The organism is Demequina soli, assembly GCF_000971195.1.
Lineage (GTDB): Bacteria > Actinomycetota > Actinomycetes > Actinomycetales > Demequinaceae > Demequina > Demequina soli.
In genome coordinates this window covers 368421-386118 of the sequence record NZ_BBLZ01000002.1, presented here as the reverse complement: position 1 = coordinate 386118, position 17698 = coordinate 368421, and the positions used below count along the sequence as shown (strand labels likewise).

The window sequence follows — 17698 nt, the reverse complement described above, 5'->3', positions numbered from 1 at the left end:
TCCCGGGGCATCTGCCGGGAGCAGACTGTGAGCGTTCCGAGCACGGATCATCCGAGCCGACCGTCGATCCGGGCACGGCGACCCGTCACTTTCACCGCGCGCCGCCCCTCGAGAGGTGATAGGACTGTGAGCGCGCACAGTCATCGTGGACGTGCGCCTACACCCGCGCATCAAGGAGGATGCCTGTGTCACCTGCACCCACGAGGCGACGGATCGTCGCCGCCCTCATCGCAGCCGCGCTTGCCGCGACCGCCGCCGGCGCCGCCGCATCGTCCGCCACCGCGGCGGCCGGCGCCGTCACCAACGGTGGTTTCGAGTCCGGGCTGTCCGGCTGGAGCGTGTCCGGGACGACGTCGGCGTCGACTGTCGCATCCGGCGGCTCCGCCGGCTCGAACCGCCTCAACCACTACCTCGCGGCATCCGGCTCGGTCACCACGTACCAGGCAGTCACCCTCACCGGCACGGGCTGGTGGACGTTCAGCGCGAAGGTCCGCTCCGGCGGCGGCCTCGGCACCTCACGCCTTCAGGTCACCGGCTGCGGCACGACCGAGTACCGCACGGTCCCCGACACCACCAACGGCAACGGCTGGGTGCGCCTCGCCGTGTCCTTCAACGCGACTAGCACCACCTGCTATGTCTCCCTGTACACGAGCGGGTCGGCCGGCGCGTGGGCGCATATGGACGAGGCCACCCTGTCGACGGGCAAGGTCTCGCGCGCGATCCGCGGCGCGGACCTGAGCTCCGTCCTCAAGAACGAGGCGTTCGGCGGCCGTTACTACACGTCGTCCGGCGCCCAGATCGACCCGTTCAAGGCCTTCGGCAACGCGGGCGCTAACGTGGCGCGATTCAAGGTGTGGGTCAACCCAGCGGACGGATACAACACCGCTTCGAAGGTCGTGACCGCTGCGAAGCGCGCGCAGGCGTACGGCATGAAGATCATGGTCGACTTCCACTACTCGGACACGTGGGCCGACCCCGGGAAGCAGTACGTGCCGAGCGCCTGGGCGGGCCAGACGGTCGCGCAGATGACCAGCTCGCTCGCGACGCATACAACCTCGACTCTGACCGCGCTGAAGAACGCCGGCGTCACGGTCGACTACGTCCAGGTGGGCAACGAGATCAACCCGGGCATGCTCTGGCCGTACGGCCAGTCCTACGACGTCGACACCACCGACGGCGTCGCGGGCGCGCAGTGGAACAACCTCGCGGGCTTCCTCACCGCCGGTTCCAACGCCGCGAAGGCGGTATTCCCGTCCACCAAGGTGGTCCTGCACCTCACCGACATCGGCTCCGGCGTCTCGGGCCTCACCTGGTGGCTGGACGCCATGACCGCGCGCTCGGTGCCCTACGACATCATCGGGCTGTCGTACTACGGCTACTGGCACGGGGGCCTGGGCAACCTCCAGACCGTGATCAGCGGCGTGTCGTCCACCTACAACAAGGACGTCATCGTGGTCGAGACGGCCTACCCGTTCACCCTGTCGGACGACACGCCCGCCGCTACCAACGTGATAGACACGTCCGCGGAGCTGGTGTCGGGCTACCCGGCGAGCGCCGCCGGGCAGGCGGCGTGGGTCCGGGCGGTCCAGGATGTCGTCGCTGGCGCCCCCGGCGGTCGCGGTCTCGGGGTCATCTACTGGGAGCCCGCGTGGACGGCGGTCGCCGGGGCAGGGTGGGACCCCGCCGACTCGACGTCGGGCAACGAGTGGGAGAACCAGGCGATGTTCGACTTCAACAGCCGCCAGCTCGATGCCTCCTTCGCGACGTTCGCGAAGGACAGCTCGGACTGACAGGGCGCGATGCGGGAGCCGGAGGGCCACCCGGCTCCCGCATCGTCGCGTTCCCGGCGGGGCGGACGGCGACCCTGAACCGCCGGGACACGGCAGATGGGAAATCCCGCTTTGCGGGCGCGAGGTCAGGCGGATGCGGTCCCACGCTCACCGAGCAAGCCGCCTCGCACTACTTTGAGCATCCAGCCCGCAGAAGGGCGGGCGGAACAGGTCAGATCCTCAAAGTTGCGCGACCGAGCAACGCGACCGCACGCCGGCCCGGAGCCGCGCGAGCCACCGAGCAGAACTTTGCGATCCCGCTGTGCAGACCGGCGTCGAATCCGCTGGGAATCGCAAAGTTGAGGAGCCGAGCGAGCCGCCGAGCACAACTTTGAGCATCCACCCCGCAGACCCCCGGCAAATCCGCTGCGAATCACAAAGTTACGGCGCGGACCCCTGCCCCACCCGCACCTCGGTGACGCCCCCGTCCATGGCGAGGCCCTTCTTGCGCATGGCGCGGGCCCGCTCGCCGGCGGAGCGCAGGCGCGGGTTGACGTACTCGTCGATGCCGAAGTTGATGAGCGACAGCGCCATGCCCAGCAGCGCGATGCACAGGCCGGCCGGCACGTACCACCACCAGTAGTCGGGGAACGCACCGTTCTGCTGCGCCCAGAACAGGATGGTGCCCCAGTTGAGGTTGGTGATGGGGATGACGCCGATGAACGCCAGCGTGGTGAGGCCCAGCACCGCGGCGGTCACGGTGCCCACGAAGCTCGACGCGATGATCGCCGTGAGGTTGGGCAGCATCTCGACCGCGATGATGCGCCATAGCTTCTCGCCGTTGGCCTTGGCGGCCTGCACGAAGTCCCTGTTGCGCAGCGACATCGTCTGCGCGCGCAGCACGCGCGCGCCCCACGCCCAGCCGGTGATCGCGAGGACGCCCGCGACCAGGATGAGCGGCGGGTCCTCGTACTGCGAGGCCACGATGATGATGAGCGGCAGGCCTGGGATCACCAGGAACACGTTGGTGAGCGCGGACAGCGACTCCGACTTCCAGCCCGACCAGTAGCCGGCGGCGACGCCGACGAGCACCGCCACGAAGGTCGCGATGATGCCCGCGAGGAAGCCCACGACGAGCACGCCGCGCGTGCCGTAGACCACCTGGCTGAACACGTCCTCGCCCATGTGGGTGGTGCCCAGCCAGTGGGCGGCGGACGGGCCCTGGCGCAGGGCGGTGAAGTCCTTCTCGAGCGGGTCGTACGGCGCGATGAGCGGCGCGAACACCGCGATCACGACGAACACGCCCAGGATCGCCAGCCCGGTGAGCGACTTGCCGTTGCGGAACATCGCGAACGACTTGCCGATCGCGGGGACGCGGCGGGGACGCTGCGGCTCGCTCGCGAGCGCGTCGTCGGTGGACGATGCGGCGGGTGCGGTGGTGAGCGACATGTCAGGACTCCATCTGGCGGGTGCGCGGGTCGAGCGCCGCGTACGCGACGTCGGCGAGGATGTTCGCGACGAGCACGGCGAGCGTGATGACGAGGAACAGGCCCTGCATGAGCGGGTAGTCCTTCGCGCCGGTGGCGTCGAGCAGGAGCTTGCCGACGCCCGGGTAGGAGAAGACGAGCTCCATGACGAGCGTGCCGCCGACGATGAAGCCGAGGGCGAGCGCGAAGCTCGACAGCTGCGGGAGGACCGCGTTGCGCGACGCGTACTGGGTGAGGACGCGGCGCTGGTGCAGGCCCTTGGCCTGGGCGACGGTGACGTAGTCCTCGTCGAGGACGGTGATCATCATGTTGCGCATGCCGAGCACCCAGCCGCCGAGCGATGCGACCACGATGGTGAGCGCCGGCAGCGTGCCGTGCGCGATGACCTGCCCGACGAAGTCCCACGACCAGTTCGGGGACGTGCCCTTGTCGTAGGCGTGCGAGGCGGGGAACCAGCCGAGCGTGGTCGAGAAGACCGCGATGACGATCAGGCCCATCCAGAAGTACGGCACGGTGGAGAAGAACGTCGCGAACGGCACCGCCCAGTCGGCGCGCGAGCCGCGCCTCCAGCCGATCACCGAGCCCAGCGACGTGCCGATGAGGAAGCTGAGCACCGTGGCGATGCCGACGAGCCCGAGCGTCCACGGCAGCGCGGTCGCGATCACGTCGGACACCGGCGCGAGGCCGTTCGACGTCGAGACGCCGAGGTCGCCGTGGAGCATGAGGCCCCAGTAGTCCAGGTACTGCTGGAACAGGCTCTTGTCGGTGTCGACGCCGAACAGCGTGCGCAGCGAGTCGATCGCCTCGGGGCTGACCTTGCCCTGGTTCTTCGCGAGGTACGCGCTGACGGGGTCGCCCTTCATCATGCGCGGCAGGAAGAAGTTGATGGTGATCGCGGCCCACGCGGTGAACGCGTAGAACGCGAGGCGGCGGAGGATGAATCTCACGTCAGCTCCTCGCGGTGCTCGCCGCGCCGGCGGCGAAGTGCTTGTCGGGGTCGGGCGAGGCGTCGCGCAGGGCGCGCGTGTACTCGTGCTGGGGGTCGAGGATCACGGAGTCGGCGGCGCCGCGCTCCACCACGACGCCGTGGTGGAGGACCATGATCTCGTCCGAGAAGTGGCGCGCGGTCGCGAGGTCGTGCGTGATGTAGAGCACGCCCAGGTCGGACTCGCGCTGGAGGTCGGCGAGCAGGTTGAGCACACCGAGGCGGATGGACACGTCGAGCATGGACACCGGCTCGTCCGCGATGAGCAGCTCGGGACGCGACGCGAGCGCGCGGGCGATCGCCACGCGCTGGCGCTGGCCGCCCGACAGCTCGTGGGGGCGGCGGTCGATGGTCGCGTCCGGGTCGAGGCGCACGCGCTCGAGCAGCGCCCGCACCTCGTCCTCGACCTGGTCCTTGGGGACCACCTTGTCGAGCCGCAGCGGCCGCTCGAGGTGGTGACGGATGGTGTGGTACGGGTTGAGCGAGGCGAACGGGTCCTGGAAGACCATGCGCACGCGCTGGCGGTAGCGACGCAGCCCGGGGCCGCGATGCGGGATCGGCTCGCCGTCGAGGAGGACCTCCCCGGACGATGCGCGCTCGAGCTGGGTGAGGATCTTCGCGATGGTCGACTTGCCCGAGCCGGACTGGCCGACGAGCGCGATGGTCTGGCCCGAGGTGAGGGTGAAGCTGACGTCGTCGAGCGCGAGCATGTCGCCCGCGCCGCGCACCTTGTACCTCTTGCTGACGTTCGTGAACTCGAGGGTGGTCATCGGGCGGCCTCCTTCTCGGCCCCGCGCACGAAGTCGCCCCGCTCGCCGGTGAGGCTGGGGAACGACGCGAGCAGGCGCCGCGTGTACTCGTGCTGCGGGTCGCGGTAGATCCGCTCCGCGCTGTCGATCTCGACGATGCGCCCGTCCTTCATCACGGCGATCCGGTCGGAGATCTCGAGCAGCAGCGGCAGGTCGTGGGTGATGAAGATGACCGAGAAGCCCAGCTCCTCGCGCAGCTCGGAGATCTGGCGCAGGATCCCGCGCTGGACCAGCACGTCGAGCGCGGTCGTGGGCTCGTCCATGATCATCAGCTGCGGGCGCAGCGCCATCGCCATCGCGATCATCACGCGCTGGCGCATGCCGCCGGAGAGCTCGTGGGGGTAGGAGCGCAGCCGCTCCCGGCCGACGCCGACGATGTCGAGCAGGCGGGCGCACTCCTCGCGCCGCTCGGCGCGGCCCATCGCGGGACGATGCGTCGTGAAGACGTCCTCGAGCTGCCGGCCGATCGCGACGACCGGGTTGAGCGCGTTCATCGCGCCCTGGAAGACCATCGACACCTTGTCCCAGCGGAACGCGCGCAGCGCGTCGGCGTCGAGGGCGTTGATGTCGACGTCCTGCCCCGACTCGTCGTGGAAGACGGTGCGGCCGCCGGTGATGACGGCGGGCGGCTTGAGCAGGCGCTGGATGCCGTAGGCGAGGGTCGTCTTGCCGCAGCCGGACTCGCCGGCCAGGCCCAGGATCTCGCCGCGGCGCAGCTCGAGGCTGACGTCGCGGACCGCCTCCACGGGCGGGTCGACGTCGTAGGTGACGCTGAACCCGGAGACGGTCAGCAGGGTGTCGGGGGTCACGGAAGGCTCCTCAGGGATCGAGGTCGGGCGACGGTGCCGGCGGGGCCGGGGTGGGGGGATGAGCCCCAGCCCCGCCGGACCATCGGTGCGTCAGCTCGCGGGCTTGAGGCTCGTGAGGATCAGCACGGACGTGGGCTGGGTCGGGTCGGCGTTGACGTACGGGTCGTCGTCCGAGGGCCATCCCACGTAGTTGCGGCTGTTGAACTCGCTGATGAACGGGCGCGTGCCGATCGGCATGGCCGGGACGTCCTCGACGAAGATCTCCTGGGCCTTCTTGAGCGCGTCGGCGCGGGTCGCATCGTCCGTCGCGTTGGCGTACGCGTTCAGCGCGTCCGTCGCCTCCGGGTTGTCGTACCGCCCGAAGTTGTTGTTCGCGGCCTCCCCGATCGGGGCGAGCCAGCGGCCGTCCATGATGTTGGAGTAGATGTCGTACGGGGTCGCGCCGGTGTCGGTCCAGTGCAGGATCGCCTGGAAGTCGCCGTTGGACTTGGCCGCCCACCACGTGTCGACGTCGGGGGTCTGGACCTTGGCGTCGACGCCGAGCGCCTTCACCTCGTCCGCGATGAGCGAGATGCCCGTCACGTAGTCGTTCCAGCCCTGCGGCACCTGGAGCGTGAACTCCACGTTCGTGCCGTCCGGGTCGACCAGCTGGTCGCCGCTCCAGGTGTAGCCGGCGTCCTCGAGGACCGACTTGGCGCCGTCGACGTCGACCGCGTAGTCCTGGCCCTGGTACTCGTCGTTGATGAACGCGTCGCCGGCCGGCGTGGGCAGGCCGGTGACCGACGTGAGCAGCGGCACGCCGCCCTCACGCGCGATCGCCTGGTGCTGCGTGCGGTCGACCACCATGTTGACGGCCTTGCGGAACGCGACGTCGTCGAACGGCTTGGTGGTGGTGTTGACGTACATCGTGTCGATGCCGAGGCCCGCGGGGGCCCAGTACACGTTGTGCTCCGGGTCCTTGTCGAGGTACGCCGACTGCACGTTCGGGATGAACGCCTGCGCCCAGTCCGCGTCGCCGCTCGCGAGCGCGGTCGACAGGGCCGTGTTGTCGTTGTACGAGACGTAGTACAGCGTCGGCACCGCGAGCTCGCCGCCCCAGTAGTCGTCGCGCGCGTCGAGCTGGACGCTCTGCGACGAGAACGAGGTGAGCGTGTACGGGCCCGTGCCGACCGGGTTCTCGAAGGTGTCCGTGGTCGGGTCGGCCACGCCCTCCCAGATGTGCTTCGGCACGATGAGCTTGTGCAGCACCTTGTCCTGCTTGACGTACATCGGGTTCTCGAACGCGAGGGTGACCGTGTCGCCGTCGGTGGTGACGCTCTTCAGGCCGAGCGCCGCCGAGTCCAGCTCGGGGTGGTCGATGAACATCTGGAAGGTGAAGGCGATGTCGTCGGCCGTGAAGTCCTGGCCGTCGCTCCACTTGACGCCGTCACGCGCGGTCAGGGCGACCGACGTGTAGTCGTCGTTCCACACGATCTCGCTCGCCAGCCACGGCTTCACGTCCTGCGACGGGTCGACGAGGTTGACGATCCCGAGGGGCTCGAGGATCGCGTTGATGTAGCCGAGCTTGAGGGCCGACGAGTCGCCGATCCACGGGTTGTTGCTCTCGGTCGTGATGGCGCCGTCGGGCTTGGCGATCGTCAGGGCCGCGGTGCCCTGCGTCGCGCTGCTGCCGGTGCCGGTGCCGCCGGTGGTGCCGGACGTCGGGGTGTCGGTCCCCTCTCCGCCGCCGGCGCACGCCGCGAGCGCGAGGGTCGTGGCCACGGACAGGGCCACCCACGAGGACTTCCTCATCCTCTTCTCCTTCTCCAATGATGTGACGCCGGCCTGCCGCCGGCGGTCGTTGACCTCGTTGTCAATCCGCCCCTCGCGGGGCGGGGAGCCGCGTGCTAGCCGTCCCTCCTCGACTCGGGCGCCTCGAGCCGGACCGCGGTGTCCAGCCTCAGGTCGCGCACGGACCGCCCGACGCGCAGACGGTACTCGCCCGTGGGGAGCACCCACGACGACGCCTGCGCGTCCCACACCTCGAGACGACGCCGGTCGAGCGTGACGCTCGCACGGACGGTCTCGCCGGGCCGCGCGTGCACGGCCACGAATCCGCCGAGCCACCGCACGGGGCGCTCATGCGCACCCTCCGGGGCCTCGACGTACACCTGGATCACCTCGCGGCCCTCGCGGCCGCCGGTGTTGGTCGCCTCGACGTCGACCTCGACGCCGCCGGGGACGATGCGCGGCTCGCCGACGGCGTCGAGGCGCCAGTCGGTCCAGCCGAGCCCGTGGCCGAACGGCGCCGCCGGCTCCGCGCCGGAGCGCTCCCACCCGCGGTAGCCGACGTGGACGCCCTCGTCGTAGCGGACGATGCCGCGGTCGGGGACGGCGTGCGGCACCGGGACGTCCGCCACGGAGGCGGGCAGCGTCCACGGCAGGCGCCCGGCGGGCTCGACCTCGCCCGCGAGGACGTCGGCGATCGCGTGGCCGGCCTCCTGGCCGGGGAACCACGCCCAGATCACGGTGCGGGCCCGGTCGAGCCACGGCAGCAGCACGGGCGCGCCGGCGTTGACCAGGATCACGGCGTCGGGGTTCGCCTCGAGGACGCGCGCGACCAGCTCGTCCTGGCGGCCGGGCAGCGCGAGCGTGGTCCGGTCCCAGCCCTCGGACTCGGACTCCTCGTTGGTGCCGACGATCACGACGGCGAGGTCCGCGGCGCGGGCCGCCGCGACCGCGGCGTCGATCTCCTCGTCCGCCGTGGGTCCGGGAAGCGCGTGGCGGTGCTCGGCACGCACGAAGCGGCCGTAGCCGCCGGCGTCGATCACCTCGAGGGTCGCGATCACCTCGACGTCGCGCGGGGCGTCGACCTCGACCGCCACCTCGGCGCCCGCGGGGTTGTTCACCGACGAGTCGAGCACGCACTCGACGCCCACGGCCGCGTCGCTCGCGGACGCCTCGACGCCGTCGACGACGATACGGTGCGCGCCCACGGTGCCCACCGACAGGCGGTGCACGCCGGGCTCGTCGAGGCGGACCGTCACGCGCACCTCGATCTCGCGCGCCGCGGGGTCGCTCACGCGGACCCAGCCGTCCCACGCGGCGAGGGTGGCGCGCGCGACCTCGACGCCCGCATCGTCCCTCTGCACCACCGCGACGCCGGAGGTGCGGGCGAGGTCGAGGCGCGGCGCGAACGCGCGGGGGTCGCCGCCCCGCTCGAGGACGATGCGCGCGTGGGGCCAGCGGGCGGCGAGGCCCTCGCGCGGCGTGACGACGTGCGCGGGGTGCACGGTCGAGGAGCCGCCGCCGAGCACGTGCGGGCGGACGGCGTTGGGGCCGATCAGCGCGACGGTCGCGGGGGCCGGGCGATCCCACGGGGCGACGCCGGAACGGCGCAGCACCACCATGGACGAGGCGGCGGCGCGGCGCACGAGCGCGCGCAGGTCGGCGGCGTGGGTGACGGGCGCCGGCTCGGGGCCGAGCGCGCCGACGCGGTGGGCGAGCAGCAGGAGGCGGGCGACCTTGTCGTCGATCTCGCGCTCGTCGACGCGGCCGGCCTCGACGGCGGCGAGGAGGCCCGCGGTCCAGGGCCCGCCCGGGCCGGGCATGACGAGGTCGAGGCCGCCGTGGGCGGACGCCTCGGCGTCGGTGGCTGCCTCCCAGTCGGACACGAGGACGCCGTCGAAGCCGAGCTCGTCCTTGAGGACGTCGACGTTGAGCGCCCGGTGCTCGGTCATGGGGGCGGCGCCGGTGCCGGCGTCCGCGCCGTTGTAGGCGGCCATGAGCGACCACACGCCCGCGCGGACCGCGTCCTCGAACGGCGCGAGGTAGACCTCGCGCAGCGCCTGGGGCCCCAGCGTCGACACGTACGTGGTGCGCTCGGTCTCGGAGTCGTTGACGATGTAGTGCTTGATGCACGCGCCCACGCCCTGGTCCTGGATGCCGCGGGCGACGCCGACGCCGATGCGCGACGTGAGGAACGGGTCCTCGGAGAAGCACTCGAAGTGGCGGCCGCCGACGGGCGTGCGCTGGATGTTGACCTGCGGCGCGAGCACCACGTCGACGCCGTGGTCGCGGGCCTCGCGGCCGAACGCCTGGCCCACCTCGAACGCGAGCGCGACGTCCCACGTCGCGGCGATCGCGCTCGGCGTGGGGAACAGCACCGAGGTCTCACCCTCGACCTCGCCCAGGCCGCGCACGCCGACGGGGCCGTCGGAGAACGTCACGGGGCGCAGGCCGATCTCGGGCAGCGCGTGGAGGTGCCACATCGAGCGGCCGGTGAGCAGGGCGACCTTCGTCTCGAGCGGCAGCGAGCGCGCCGTGGCGCGGCAGCCCTCGAGCGTGGCGTGCGCCTCGGAGGCGTGGGCCTCGGTGTCGGTCAGCGACGGCAGTGTCACCTGGGGGTCTCCTCGTCATCGAGCAGTCGAACGTGCGGTCGGAGGGTCGTCCCCTCCTGCTGGCCGAGAACTTACAATGCAGTCAGTAACTATTTCAAACCGCGGCGGGAAGTGTTGCCGATCCGTTATCAAGGACGGGCGGCGGGACCCCCGTCCGCACCTGCGTAGACTCGGCGCTGACCACGACGGCGGCTCAGCCCCGCGACCACCGCAGGTCGCACCGACACGAGCCGACGACGCCGAAGAGGGTGACGATGACAGCGACACGACGACCGTCCCGGCCGCGTCCCGAGACGCTCGCGCGACGCCGCGAGATCCTGCAGGCGGCGCTCGAGATCTTCGGGCAGAAGGGCTTCAACAACGGCCCGCTCGCCGAGATCGCCGACCAGGTCGACATGACGCACGCGGGGATCCTCCACCACTTCGGGTCGAAGGACCGCCTCCTCGTCGAGGTGCTGCGCTACCGCGACGAGTCCGACGTCGAGGGCCTGGACGAGCAGCACATCCCGGGCGGCGCGGAGCTGTTCCGCCACCTTGTGCGGACCGCGTTCTCCAACGAGGCCCGCCCCGGCATCGTCCAGGCGTACGCCGTGCTGTCCGCGGAGTCCGTGACCGAGGGCAACCCTGGCCGCGCCTACTTCGAGGACCGCTACACGGTGCTGCGCGGCGAGGTCGCCGACGCGCTGCGGGCGATGTGCGCCGAGCGCGGCATCGACGCGCCCGCCACCGTCGCCAACGCGTCCGCGTCCGTGCTCGCCGTGATGGACGGCCTCCAGGTGCAGTGGCTGCTGGACCGCGGCAACGTCGAGCTGGCCGCGGCGAGCCGGTTCGCGATCGACGCGATCGTCACCGCGGTGCTGGACCCGCGCCCCTCGCCGCTGGGCGACGACCTGCCCTGACGGCGCCCGCGCGGCTCCGGACGCCGCGGCGCGCCCGAGACCTCGGGCCCTACCGCCGCGGAAGCGCCTCCCGGTACACTGTGACCTGACCCGGGGCTGACCGGTCGTCATGTGAAACGCGGTACCGCTGAAGACAGCGACGAGCCGCTCTGAGGATGATTCGCGATCGGCTGCCCGCCTGAACGGCGCGACCGCGCCCCCGAATCCATCGGAGCACCATGACCGAGACGCACGCCAGCGTGCAGACGCCCGACCAGACCTTCGCCGACTACGCGGTCGACCCGCGCATCGTGGAGGCCCTGGCAGACAAGGGCATCACCACCCCGTTCCCCATCCAGGCGATGACCCTCCCGGTCGCGCTCGCCGGCCACGACATCATCGGCCAGGCGAAGACCGGCACCGGCAAGACCCTGGGCTTCGGCATCCCCGCGCTCCAGCGCACCGCCGCCCCGGGCGAGCCCGCCTACGAGACCCTCGGCGACGCGCAGGGCAAGCCCCAGGCGCTCATCGTCGCGCCGACCCGCGAGCTCGCCGTGCAGGTCGCCACCGACCTCGAGGCGGCGTCGCGCAAGCGTGCCGTGCGCATCGTCCAGATCTACGGCGGCCGCGCCTACGAGCCGCAGATCGAGGCGCTGCAGAAGGGCGCGGACGTCATCGTCGGCACCCCGGGCCGCATGATCGACCTGCTCAACCAGGGCCACCTGGATCTGCGCTACATCAAGACCGTGGTGCTCGACGAGGCCGACGAGATGCTCGACCTCGGCTTCCTGCCCGACGTCGAGAAGCTGCTCGCCGCGACCCCCGCGTCGCGCCACACCATGCTGTTCTCCGCGACGATGCCGGGCGCCGTGGTCGCGCTCGCGCGCCGCTACATGACGCAGCCCACGCACATCCGTGCGGCCGACCCCGACGACGACGGCGCCACGGTCAAGGCCATCAAGCAGGTCGTCTACCGCGCCCACGCGCTCGACAAGGTCGAGGTGCTCGCGCGCCTGCTCCAGGCCAACGGCCGCGGCCTCACCGTCGTGTTCGCACGCACCAAGCGCACCGCCGCGAAGGTGTCGGACGAGCTGCGCGAGCGCGGCTTCGCCGCCGGTGCGATCCACGGCGACCTGGGCCAGGGCGCCCGCGAGCAGGCGCTGCGCGCCTTCCGCTCGGGCAAGATCGACATCCTGGTCGCGACCGACGTCGCGGCGCGAGGCATCGACGTCACCGACGTCACGCACGTGGTCAACTACCAGTGCCCCGAGGACGAGAAGACGTACCTGCACCGCATCGGCCGCACCGGCCGCGCGGGCAAGACCGGCACCGCCGTGACGTTCGTCGACTGGGACGACGTGCCCCGCTGGTCGCTCATCGACAAGGCGCTCGACCTCGGCTACCCCGAGCCCCAGGAGACGTACTCGAGCTCGCCGCACCTGTTCGAGGACCTCGACATCCCGGCGGGCACCAAGGGCCGCCTGCCGCGCGACAAGCGCACCCGCGAGGGCCTCGAGGCGGAGACGCTCGAGGACCTGGGCGAGACCGGCAAGCACACCGGCGGCTCGGGCTCCCGTGACGGTGGCCGTGGCGGCCGTGACGGTGGCCGCGGTCAGGGCGGCTCGCGCTCCGGCGGTCGCTCCGGCGGCTCCGGCTCCGGCGAGGGCTCGGGCGAGGGGCGCAACCGCAACCGCCGTCGCCGCGGCGGCTCCGGTGCGGGCGCGGGTGCGGACTCGTCCGCTCCCCGCGAGCCCCGCGCCGAGGGCACGTCCGCCGCGACCGCGGAGGGCGAGGCCGCGCCGCGTCGCAGCCGCAACCGCCGTCGCCGCCGCTCGGGCGGCTCGGGCTCGGGCGAGGGCTCGGCGCCGCAGGCGCAGCCGGCCGGCGAGTAGCCAGATCTGAGACGAAGGGCCGTCACCGCAAGGTGGCGGCCCTTCGGCGTCTCCGGCGGTGCCGGCTTGGCTGGCCTCACGCGCTGTGAGGTGCTCACTGCCCGTTCAGCCGGATTTCGGGCACTGAGCACCTCGCAGGACGATGCGCCGGGCCGCCGCCGACGGGCGTTGCTAGTCGGAGACGCGCGCCTCGCGGCCGTCGAGCTCGACCACGTCGCCGACGTGGAGCTGGCGACCGCGACGCACGTCGACCTCGCCGTTGACGGTGACGAGGCCGTCGGCGATGACCTCCTTCGCCTCGCCGCCGGTGTCCGTGAGCCCCGCGAGCTGCAGGAACTGGCCGAGGCGGATGACGTCACCCGAGATCGGGACGTCGTGGCGGGGGGCGGATGCGTTCACCCGGGCATCATAGGGTCGCCCCGCCTACCCCCGCTGAGCCAGCAGCGCCTCGTAGGACTCGACGGACGTGGTCCGCTCCCCCAACATGTTGAGCTTCCCGGTGCCGTGGTAGTCCGAGGACCCGGTGCGGATCAGCCCGTACCGGTCCGCGAGCGCGGCGAGCCGCTCCACCTGGGTCGGGTCGTGGTCACGGTGGTCCACCTCGAGGCCCGCCAGGCCGGCCTCCGCCAGCGACGCGATCACCGAGTCCGGCACCACCCGGCCCCGCGCGTGCGCCCCCGGATGCGCGAACACGGGCACGCCGCCTGCGGCGCGGATCGCGCGCACCGCGTCGTGCACCTCGGGTGCGTGATGGTGCACGTAGAAGCGGGAGCCGTTGTGCAGGATCTCGTCGAACACCTCGGTGCGGGTCGCGAAGTGGCCGCGCTCGACCAGCGCGTCCGCGATGTGCGGGCGCCCGACGGTCGACGCGGACCCCGCCTGTGCGACCACGTCCTCCCACTCGAGCGGGAACTCGACGGCGATCCGCTCCACCATCTCCTGCGCCCGCCCGATCCGCGCGTCCCGGGTGAGGGCGAGGATCCCGGCGAGCGGCGCATCGTCCGGGCGCGGCCAGTACGCGAGCATGTGGATCGACACCCAGCCGTCCCGCGCGGAGACCTCGATTCCCGGCACGAAGGCGAGGCCGAGCCGCGCCGCCTCGGCGGACGCCTCCTCCCAGCCGTCGACGGAGTCGTGGTCGGTGAGCGCGACCACGTCGAGACCCGCCGCTGCGGCCTCTCGCATCACCTGCGCGGGCCGGCCGGTGCCGTCGGACACGTTCGAGTGGGTGTGGAGGTCGATGCGCACGGGCCCAGTATCGCCCGGCGGCCCGGACGATGCGCCGGAACCGATGCGTCGCATCGTCCCGCGTGCGGCGTGGGACCATGGCGAGGTGAACGACAAGGACGAGACCAACAAGGCCCGCACCGGCCGCCCCACCACGCAGGAGTTCAAGGACTTCATGGGCTCGCACTGGGCGGCCCACGAGGACGTTGCGGTCACGCGCATCGCCGCCGCGCCGTACGCCGCCGAGCGCCGCGCGCGCCTGAGCGCGCTGTTCCCGGGCGAGCGCATCGTGGTGCCCGCGGGCGAGCTCAAGACGCGCTCGAACGACACCGACTACCGCTTCCGCCCGTCGAGCGACTTCGCGTACCTCACGGGCCTCGGCCTCGACCACGAGCCGGGCGCCGTGCTCGTCTTCGAGCCCGTCGCGGACGGCCACGACGTCACGCTCTACCTGCTCCCGCCCGCCCAGCCGGGCGACGAGGGCTTCTACTCCGACCCCGCCGCGGGCGAGTTCTGGATCGGGCGCCGCCCGGGCCTCGAGGAGTTCGCGGCCATGACCGGCATCGCGACCGCCGCGCTGGCCGACCTGCCCGAGGGCACCCTCGAGGGCGAGCAGCCGGCCGAGGCGGTGCGCGTCGCGCTGGCCGAGCTGCGCTTCGTCAAGGACGAGTACGAGATCCAGCAGCTCCGCGACGCGGTCGACGCGACCATCGCGGGCTTCGAGGCCGCCATCGCGCAGCTGCCCCGCGCGGTCGCGCACAAGCGCGGCGAGCGCGTGATCGAGGCGTCGTTCGACGGGCACGCGCGCGAGGAGGGCAACGGCACGGGCTACGAGACCATCGCCGCCGCGGGCCCGCACGCGACCACGCTGCACTGGATCTCCAACACGGGCGAGGTGCGCGAGGGCGACCTGCTGCTGCTCGACGCCGGCGTCGAGGTCGAGAGCCTCTACACCGCCGACGTCACCCGCACCTTCCCCATCTCGGGCGAGTACACGGCCACGCAGCGCCGCGTCTACGAGATCGTGCGCGAGGCCGCCGATGTGGCGTTCGCCCTGGTCAAGCCGGGCATCAAGTTCCTGGACATCCACTTCGCGGCGGTCGACGTGATCGAGAAGCGCCTCACCGAGTGGGGCATCGCGCCCGAGTCGGTCGACCCCGAGTCGAAGCTGTTCCGCCGCTGGATGGTCCACGGCACCTCGCACCACCTCGGCATCGACGTGCACGACTGCGCCGAGGCCAAGCGCGACCTCTACATGGAGGGCGTGCTCGAGCCGGGCATGGTCTTCACCATCGAGCCGGGCCTGTACTTCCAGGAGGGCGACCTGGTGGCGCCCGAGGAGCTGCGCGGCATCGGTGTGCGCATCGAGGACGACATCCTCGTGACCGCCGACGGCGCCGAGAACCTCTCGGCCGCCCTGCCCCGCCACCCCGACGAGGTCGAGGCCTGGATGAAGCGCCTGGGGCGCTGAGCCTGTCTCTGCTGCTGGCGGCGGCGCGTCCTTCCTGACGGGAGGGCGCGCCGCTTGCTTTTGCGCGCCTACGTGGGACGATGCACGGGTGAGCGACCTCCGACGGCGGACGATGCGGTGGGGCCTGTGGGCCCTCGCCGCCTTCCTCGTGCTCGCGCCGGTGATGTCCGTAGGATCGTGCTCGGACTCGGCCGACCCGGCCGCGTCGTCGTGCGAGACGCACCTCGCGTCCCCGCTCATGGCGATGCTGGGGACGTACTACCCCGTCGCGATCGACTAGGTCACGGACCGGTCGCCGCTCGAACCGCGGCCGGATGTTTACCGCGGGCGGAGATGCCCCACGCGCGTGACATCCGCCGCGCGGCGACCGCGAGCGTGGCCCCGACCGCGCCACCGAGGGCCGCGAGGATGACGTCGTCGATGTCGACGGAGCCGAGCGCGAAGACCAGCTGAAGCGTCTCGATGACCACCGCGGTTCCCGTCGCCCACGCCAGCCCCGCGGTCCACGAGACCCTCCTCGCCGCGAGCGCCCCGAGGAAGCCGACCGGGACGAGCATGAGCGCGTTGCCGTAGATCTGCCAGCGCGGACCGGGCAGCACGTGCGGGTCCGTCCAGAGCGCCGAGATCGAGCGCAGCGGCACCAGGTTGATCCAGCCCGCCGCGCCGACCCGTCCCGCTGGCCGCAGGAGGGTGACCGACGCGATCACCAGCAGCGCCGCGGCGAGCAGGACGCGCGCGGCGCCGGCACGGCCGAGCGTGCCGCGCCGCACGAGGACGACCACCACGAGCGCGGCGACCAGCCCGGCGACCACCGCGAGCTCGACGAGGGGCAGCGGGACGGTGCGCAGGATCTCGGACACGCTCGGCAACGTACCGGGACGCGCGCATCGTCCCTGGCAAGACGCGCCCCCACGCGCGCGGGCATAGGGTGCCACTTCCCGGCGTTGAGACCCCGGACCCCCGCACCACCATCGAAGGACCCCGCATGCCCACGAAGCTGTCCCTGCTCGACCTCGCCTTCATCCGCCCCGGCGGCACCGCCGCCGAGAGCCTCGCGCACAGCGTCGAGCTCGCGCGCGCCGCGGAGCGCTCGGGCTACAGCCGGGTCTGGTACGCCGAGCATCACGGGATGGCGACCATCGCCTCATCCGCACCGGCCGTGGTGATCGCGCACGTCGCCGCGCACACGAGCACCATCCGCCTGGGCGCGGGCGGCGTCATGCTGCCCCACCACTCGCCGCTCGTGGTCGCGGAGCAGTTCGGCACGCTCGCCGAGCTGCACCCGGGCCGCATCGACCTGGGCCTGGGCCGCGCGCCCGGCGGCGACCGCGGCGTGTTCGCGGCGCTGCGCCGCACGCCCGAGGCATCGGACCGGTTCCCGCAGGACGTGGTCGAGCTGCAGGGCCTCCTCGCGGGCGCCGAGCGTCCCGACGGCCTGGTCGCGACCCCCGGCGCGGGCACGAACGTGCCGCTCTACGTCCTCGGGTCGTCGCTCTTCGGCGCGCAGCTCGCCGCGCAGCTGGGACTGCCCTATGCCTTCGCCTCGCACTTCGCGCCGCAGGCGCTCGAGCAGGCGGTCGCGCTCTACCGCGGCACCTACACGCCGAGCGAGGCGCACCCCGAGCCGTACGTGATCGCGGGCGTCAACGTCGTCGCGGCCGAGGACGGGGACGACGCGCGGGCCCAGCTCGCGGACGCCCGCCGCAACCGCGTGCGCGCGATGATCAGCCGCGGCCAAGCCGGACGCACGTACTCCGACGAGGAGATCGAGGCGTTCCTCACCACCCCGCAGGGGGCGGGCATTGCGGCGATGATGTCGAAGGCGGCCGTGGGCACGCCCGACGAGGTCCGCGCCGGGCTCGAGGCCTTCGCCGAGGAGGCCCGCGCCGACGAGCTCATCACCGTCCACCCGTCGCTCGACCCCGCGGCAAGGATCCGCTCGGTCGAGCTCGCGGGCGACTGCCAATGACAAATGTGACGGGTGTGACTGCG

The 17698-nt window shown here is 72.1% G+C and carries 15 protein-coding genes; 6 read left to right on the top strand and 9 right to left on the bottom strand.

Going from position 1 to position 17698, the window contains the following annotated elements; genetic code table 11:
• Positions 1 to 185 precede the first annotated feature (185 nt).
• Complete coding sequence (locus AOM04_RS05230) at positions 186 to 1790, top strand: glycoside hydrolase family 53 protein (protein WP_228373617.1); 1605 nt, start codon at positions 186 to 188, stop codon at positions 1788 to 1790.
• A 420-nt stretch (positions 1791 to 2210) separates the two neighbouring features.
• Here the strand turns inward: AOM04_RS05230 and AOM04_RS05225 are convergent, their stop codons facing one another.
• The 6 genes from AOM04_RS05225 to AOM04_RS15050 all read right to left on the bottom strand — a co-directional run bounded on the left by AOM04_RS05225 (position 2211) and on the right by AOM04_RS15050 (position 10238).
• On the bottom strand, positions 2211 to 3218 hold the full coding sequence (locus AOM04_RS05225) for an ABC transporter permease (protein WP_062463358.1): 1008 nt from the start codon (positions 3216 to 3218) through the stop codon (positions 2211 to 2213).
• A gap of 1 nt (position 3219) precedes the next feature.
• The gene (locus AOM04_RS05220) at positions 3220 to 4203 is read right to left on the bottom strand and encodes an ABC transporter permease (protein ID WP_062463355.1); all 984 of its coding nucleotides are present in this window, start codon (positions 4201 to 4203) and stop codon (positions 3220 to 3222) included.
• Between the two features lies 1 nt (position 4204).
• The gene (locus tag AOM04_RS05215; protein WP_062463352.1) at positions 4205 to 5011 is read right to left on the bottom strand and encodes an ABC transporter ATP-binding protein; all 807 of its coding nucleotides are present in this window, start codon (positions 5009 to 5011) and stop codon (positions 4205 to 4207) included.
• Entirely contained in the window at positions 5008 to 5859 is an 852-nt protein-coding gene (locus AOM04_RS05210) for an ABC transporter ATP-binding protein (protein ID WP_062463349.1), read from the bottom strand. Before AOM04_RS05210 ends, AOM04_RS05215 begins: the two co-directional genes overlap by 4 nt.
• A 90-nt stretch (positions 5860 to 5949) precedes the next feature.
• Positions 5950 to 7650 carry an ABC transporter substrate-binding protein gene (locus tag AOM04_RS05205; protein ID WP_062463346.1) on the bottom strand — a complete coding sequence of 567 codons (1701 nt, stop codon included), beginning with the start codon at positions 7648 to 7650 and terminating at the stop codon, positions 5950 to 5952.
• Positions 7651 to 7745: 95 nt separating this feature from the next.
• The gene (locus tag AOM04_RS15050) at positions 7746 to 10238 is read right to left on the bottom strand and encodes a beta-glucosidase family protein (RefSeq protein ID WP_267127738.1); all 2493 of its coding nucleotides are present in this window, start codon (positions 10236 to 10238) and stop codon (positions 7746 to 7748) included.
• Between the two features lie 254 nt (positions 10239 to 10492).
• Here AOM04_RS15050 and AOM04_RS05195 point away from each other — a divergent pair, with 254 nt between their 5' ends.
• Together AOM04_RS05195 and AOM04_RS05190 are read left to right on the top strand one after the other, a co-directional pair.
• Entirely contained in the window at positions 10493 to 11137 is a 645-nt protein-coding gene (locus tag AOM04_RS05195) for a TetR/AcrR family transcriptional regulator (protein ID WP_062463345.1), read from the top strand.
• 218 nt (positions 11138 to 11355) lie between these two features.
• A complete protein-coding gene (locus tag AOM04_RS05190) occupies positions 11356 to 13008 on the top strand; it encodes a DEAD/DEAH box helicase (RefSeq protein WP_082104398.1) in 1653 nt (550 codons plus the stop codon).
• A 171-nt stretch (positions 13009 to 13179) separates the two neighbouring features.
• Here AOM04_RS05190 and AOM04_RS05185 read toward each other — a convergent pair whose 3' ends face one another.
• On the bottom strand, positions 13180 to 13407 hold the full coding sequence (locus AOM04_RS05185; RefSeq protein WP_062463341.1) for an RNA-binding S4 domain-containing protein: 228 nt from the start codon (positions 13405 to 13407) through the stop codon (positions 13180 to 13182).
• 24 nt (positions 13408 to 13431) lie between these two features.
• Positions 13432 to 14256 carry a PHP domain-containing protein gene (locus AOM04_RS05180; RefSeq protein WP_082104397.1) on the bottom strand — a complete coding sequence of 275 codons (825 nt, stop codon included), beginning with the start codon at positions 14254 to 14256 and terminating at the stop codon, positions 13432 to 13434.
• Positions 14257 to 14299: 43 nt separating this feature from the next.
• Between AOM04_RS05180 and AOM04_RS05175 the strand changes: the two genes are divergently transcribed.
• Together AOM04_RS05175 and AOM04_RS05170 are read left to right on the top strand one after the other, a co-directional pair.
• Positions 14300 to 15706 carry an aminopeptidase P family protein gene (locus AOM04_RS05175; protein WP_062463336.1) on the top strand — a complete coding sequence of 469 codons (1407 nt, stop codon included), beginning with the start codon at positions 14300 to 14302 and terminating at the stop codon, positions 15704 to 15706.
• An 88-nt stretch (positions 15707 to 15794) separates the two neighbouring features.
• On the top strand, positions 15795 to 15986 hold the full coding sequence (locus tag AOM04_RS05170) for a hypothetical protein (RefSeq protein ID WP_062463333.1): 192 nt from the start codon (positions 15795 to 15797) through the stop codon (positions 15984 to 15986).
• Position 15987: 1 nt separating this feature from the next.
• Here AOM04_RS05170 and AOM04_RS05165 read toward each other — a convergent pair whose 3' ends face one another.
• Complete coding sequence (locus tag AOM04_RS05165; RefSeq protein ID WP_062463323.1) at positions 15988 to 16566, bottom strand: VanZ family protein; 579 nt, start codon at positions 16564 to 16566, stop codon at positions 15988 to 15990.
• A gap of 125 nt (positions 16567 to 16691) precedes the next feature.
• Here AOM04_RS05165 and AOM04_RS05160 point away from each other — a divergent pair, with 125 nt between their 5' ends.
• The gene (locus AOM04_RS05160; RefSeq protein WP_062463319.1) at positions 16692 to 17675 is read left to right on the top strand and encodes an LLM class flavin-dependent oxidoreductase; all 984 of its coding nucleotides are present in this window, start codon (positions 16692 to 16694) and stop codon (positions 17673 to 17675) included.
• Positions 17676 to 17698 lie beyond the last annotated feature (23 nt).

Bases quoted from the DNA above. Each gene is read 5' to 3' on its own strand.
- AOM04_RS05225 (WP_062463358.1), bottom strand. From the start codon at position 3,218: ATGTCGCTCACCACCGCACCCGCCGCATCGTCCACCGACGACGCGCTC.
- AOM04_RS05215 (WP_062463352.1), bottom strand. From the start codon at position 5,011: ATGACCACCCTCGAGTTCACGAACGTCAGCAAGAGGTACAAGGTGCGC.
- AOM04_RS05205 (WP_062463346.1), bottom strand. From the start codon at position 7,650: ATGAGGAAGTCCTCGTGGGTGGCCCTGTCCGTGGCCACGACCCTCGCG.
- AOM04_RS05195 (WP_062463345.1), top strand. From the start codon at position 10,493: ATGACAGCGACACGACGACCGTCCCGGCCGCGTCCCGAGACGCTCGCG.
- AOM04_RS05190 (WP_082104398.1), top strand. From the start codon at position 11,356: ATGACCGAGACGCACGCCAGCGTGCAGACGCCCGACCAGACCTTCGCC.
- AOM04_RS05175 (WP_062463336.1), top strand. From the start codon at position 14,300: ATGCGTCGCATCGTCCCGCGTGCGGCGTGGGACCATGGCGAGGTGAAC.
- AOM04_RS05160 (WP_062463319.1), top strand. From the start codon at position 16,692: ATGCCCACGAAGCTGTCCCTGCTCGACCTCGCCTTCATCCGCCCCGGC.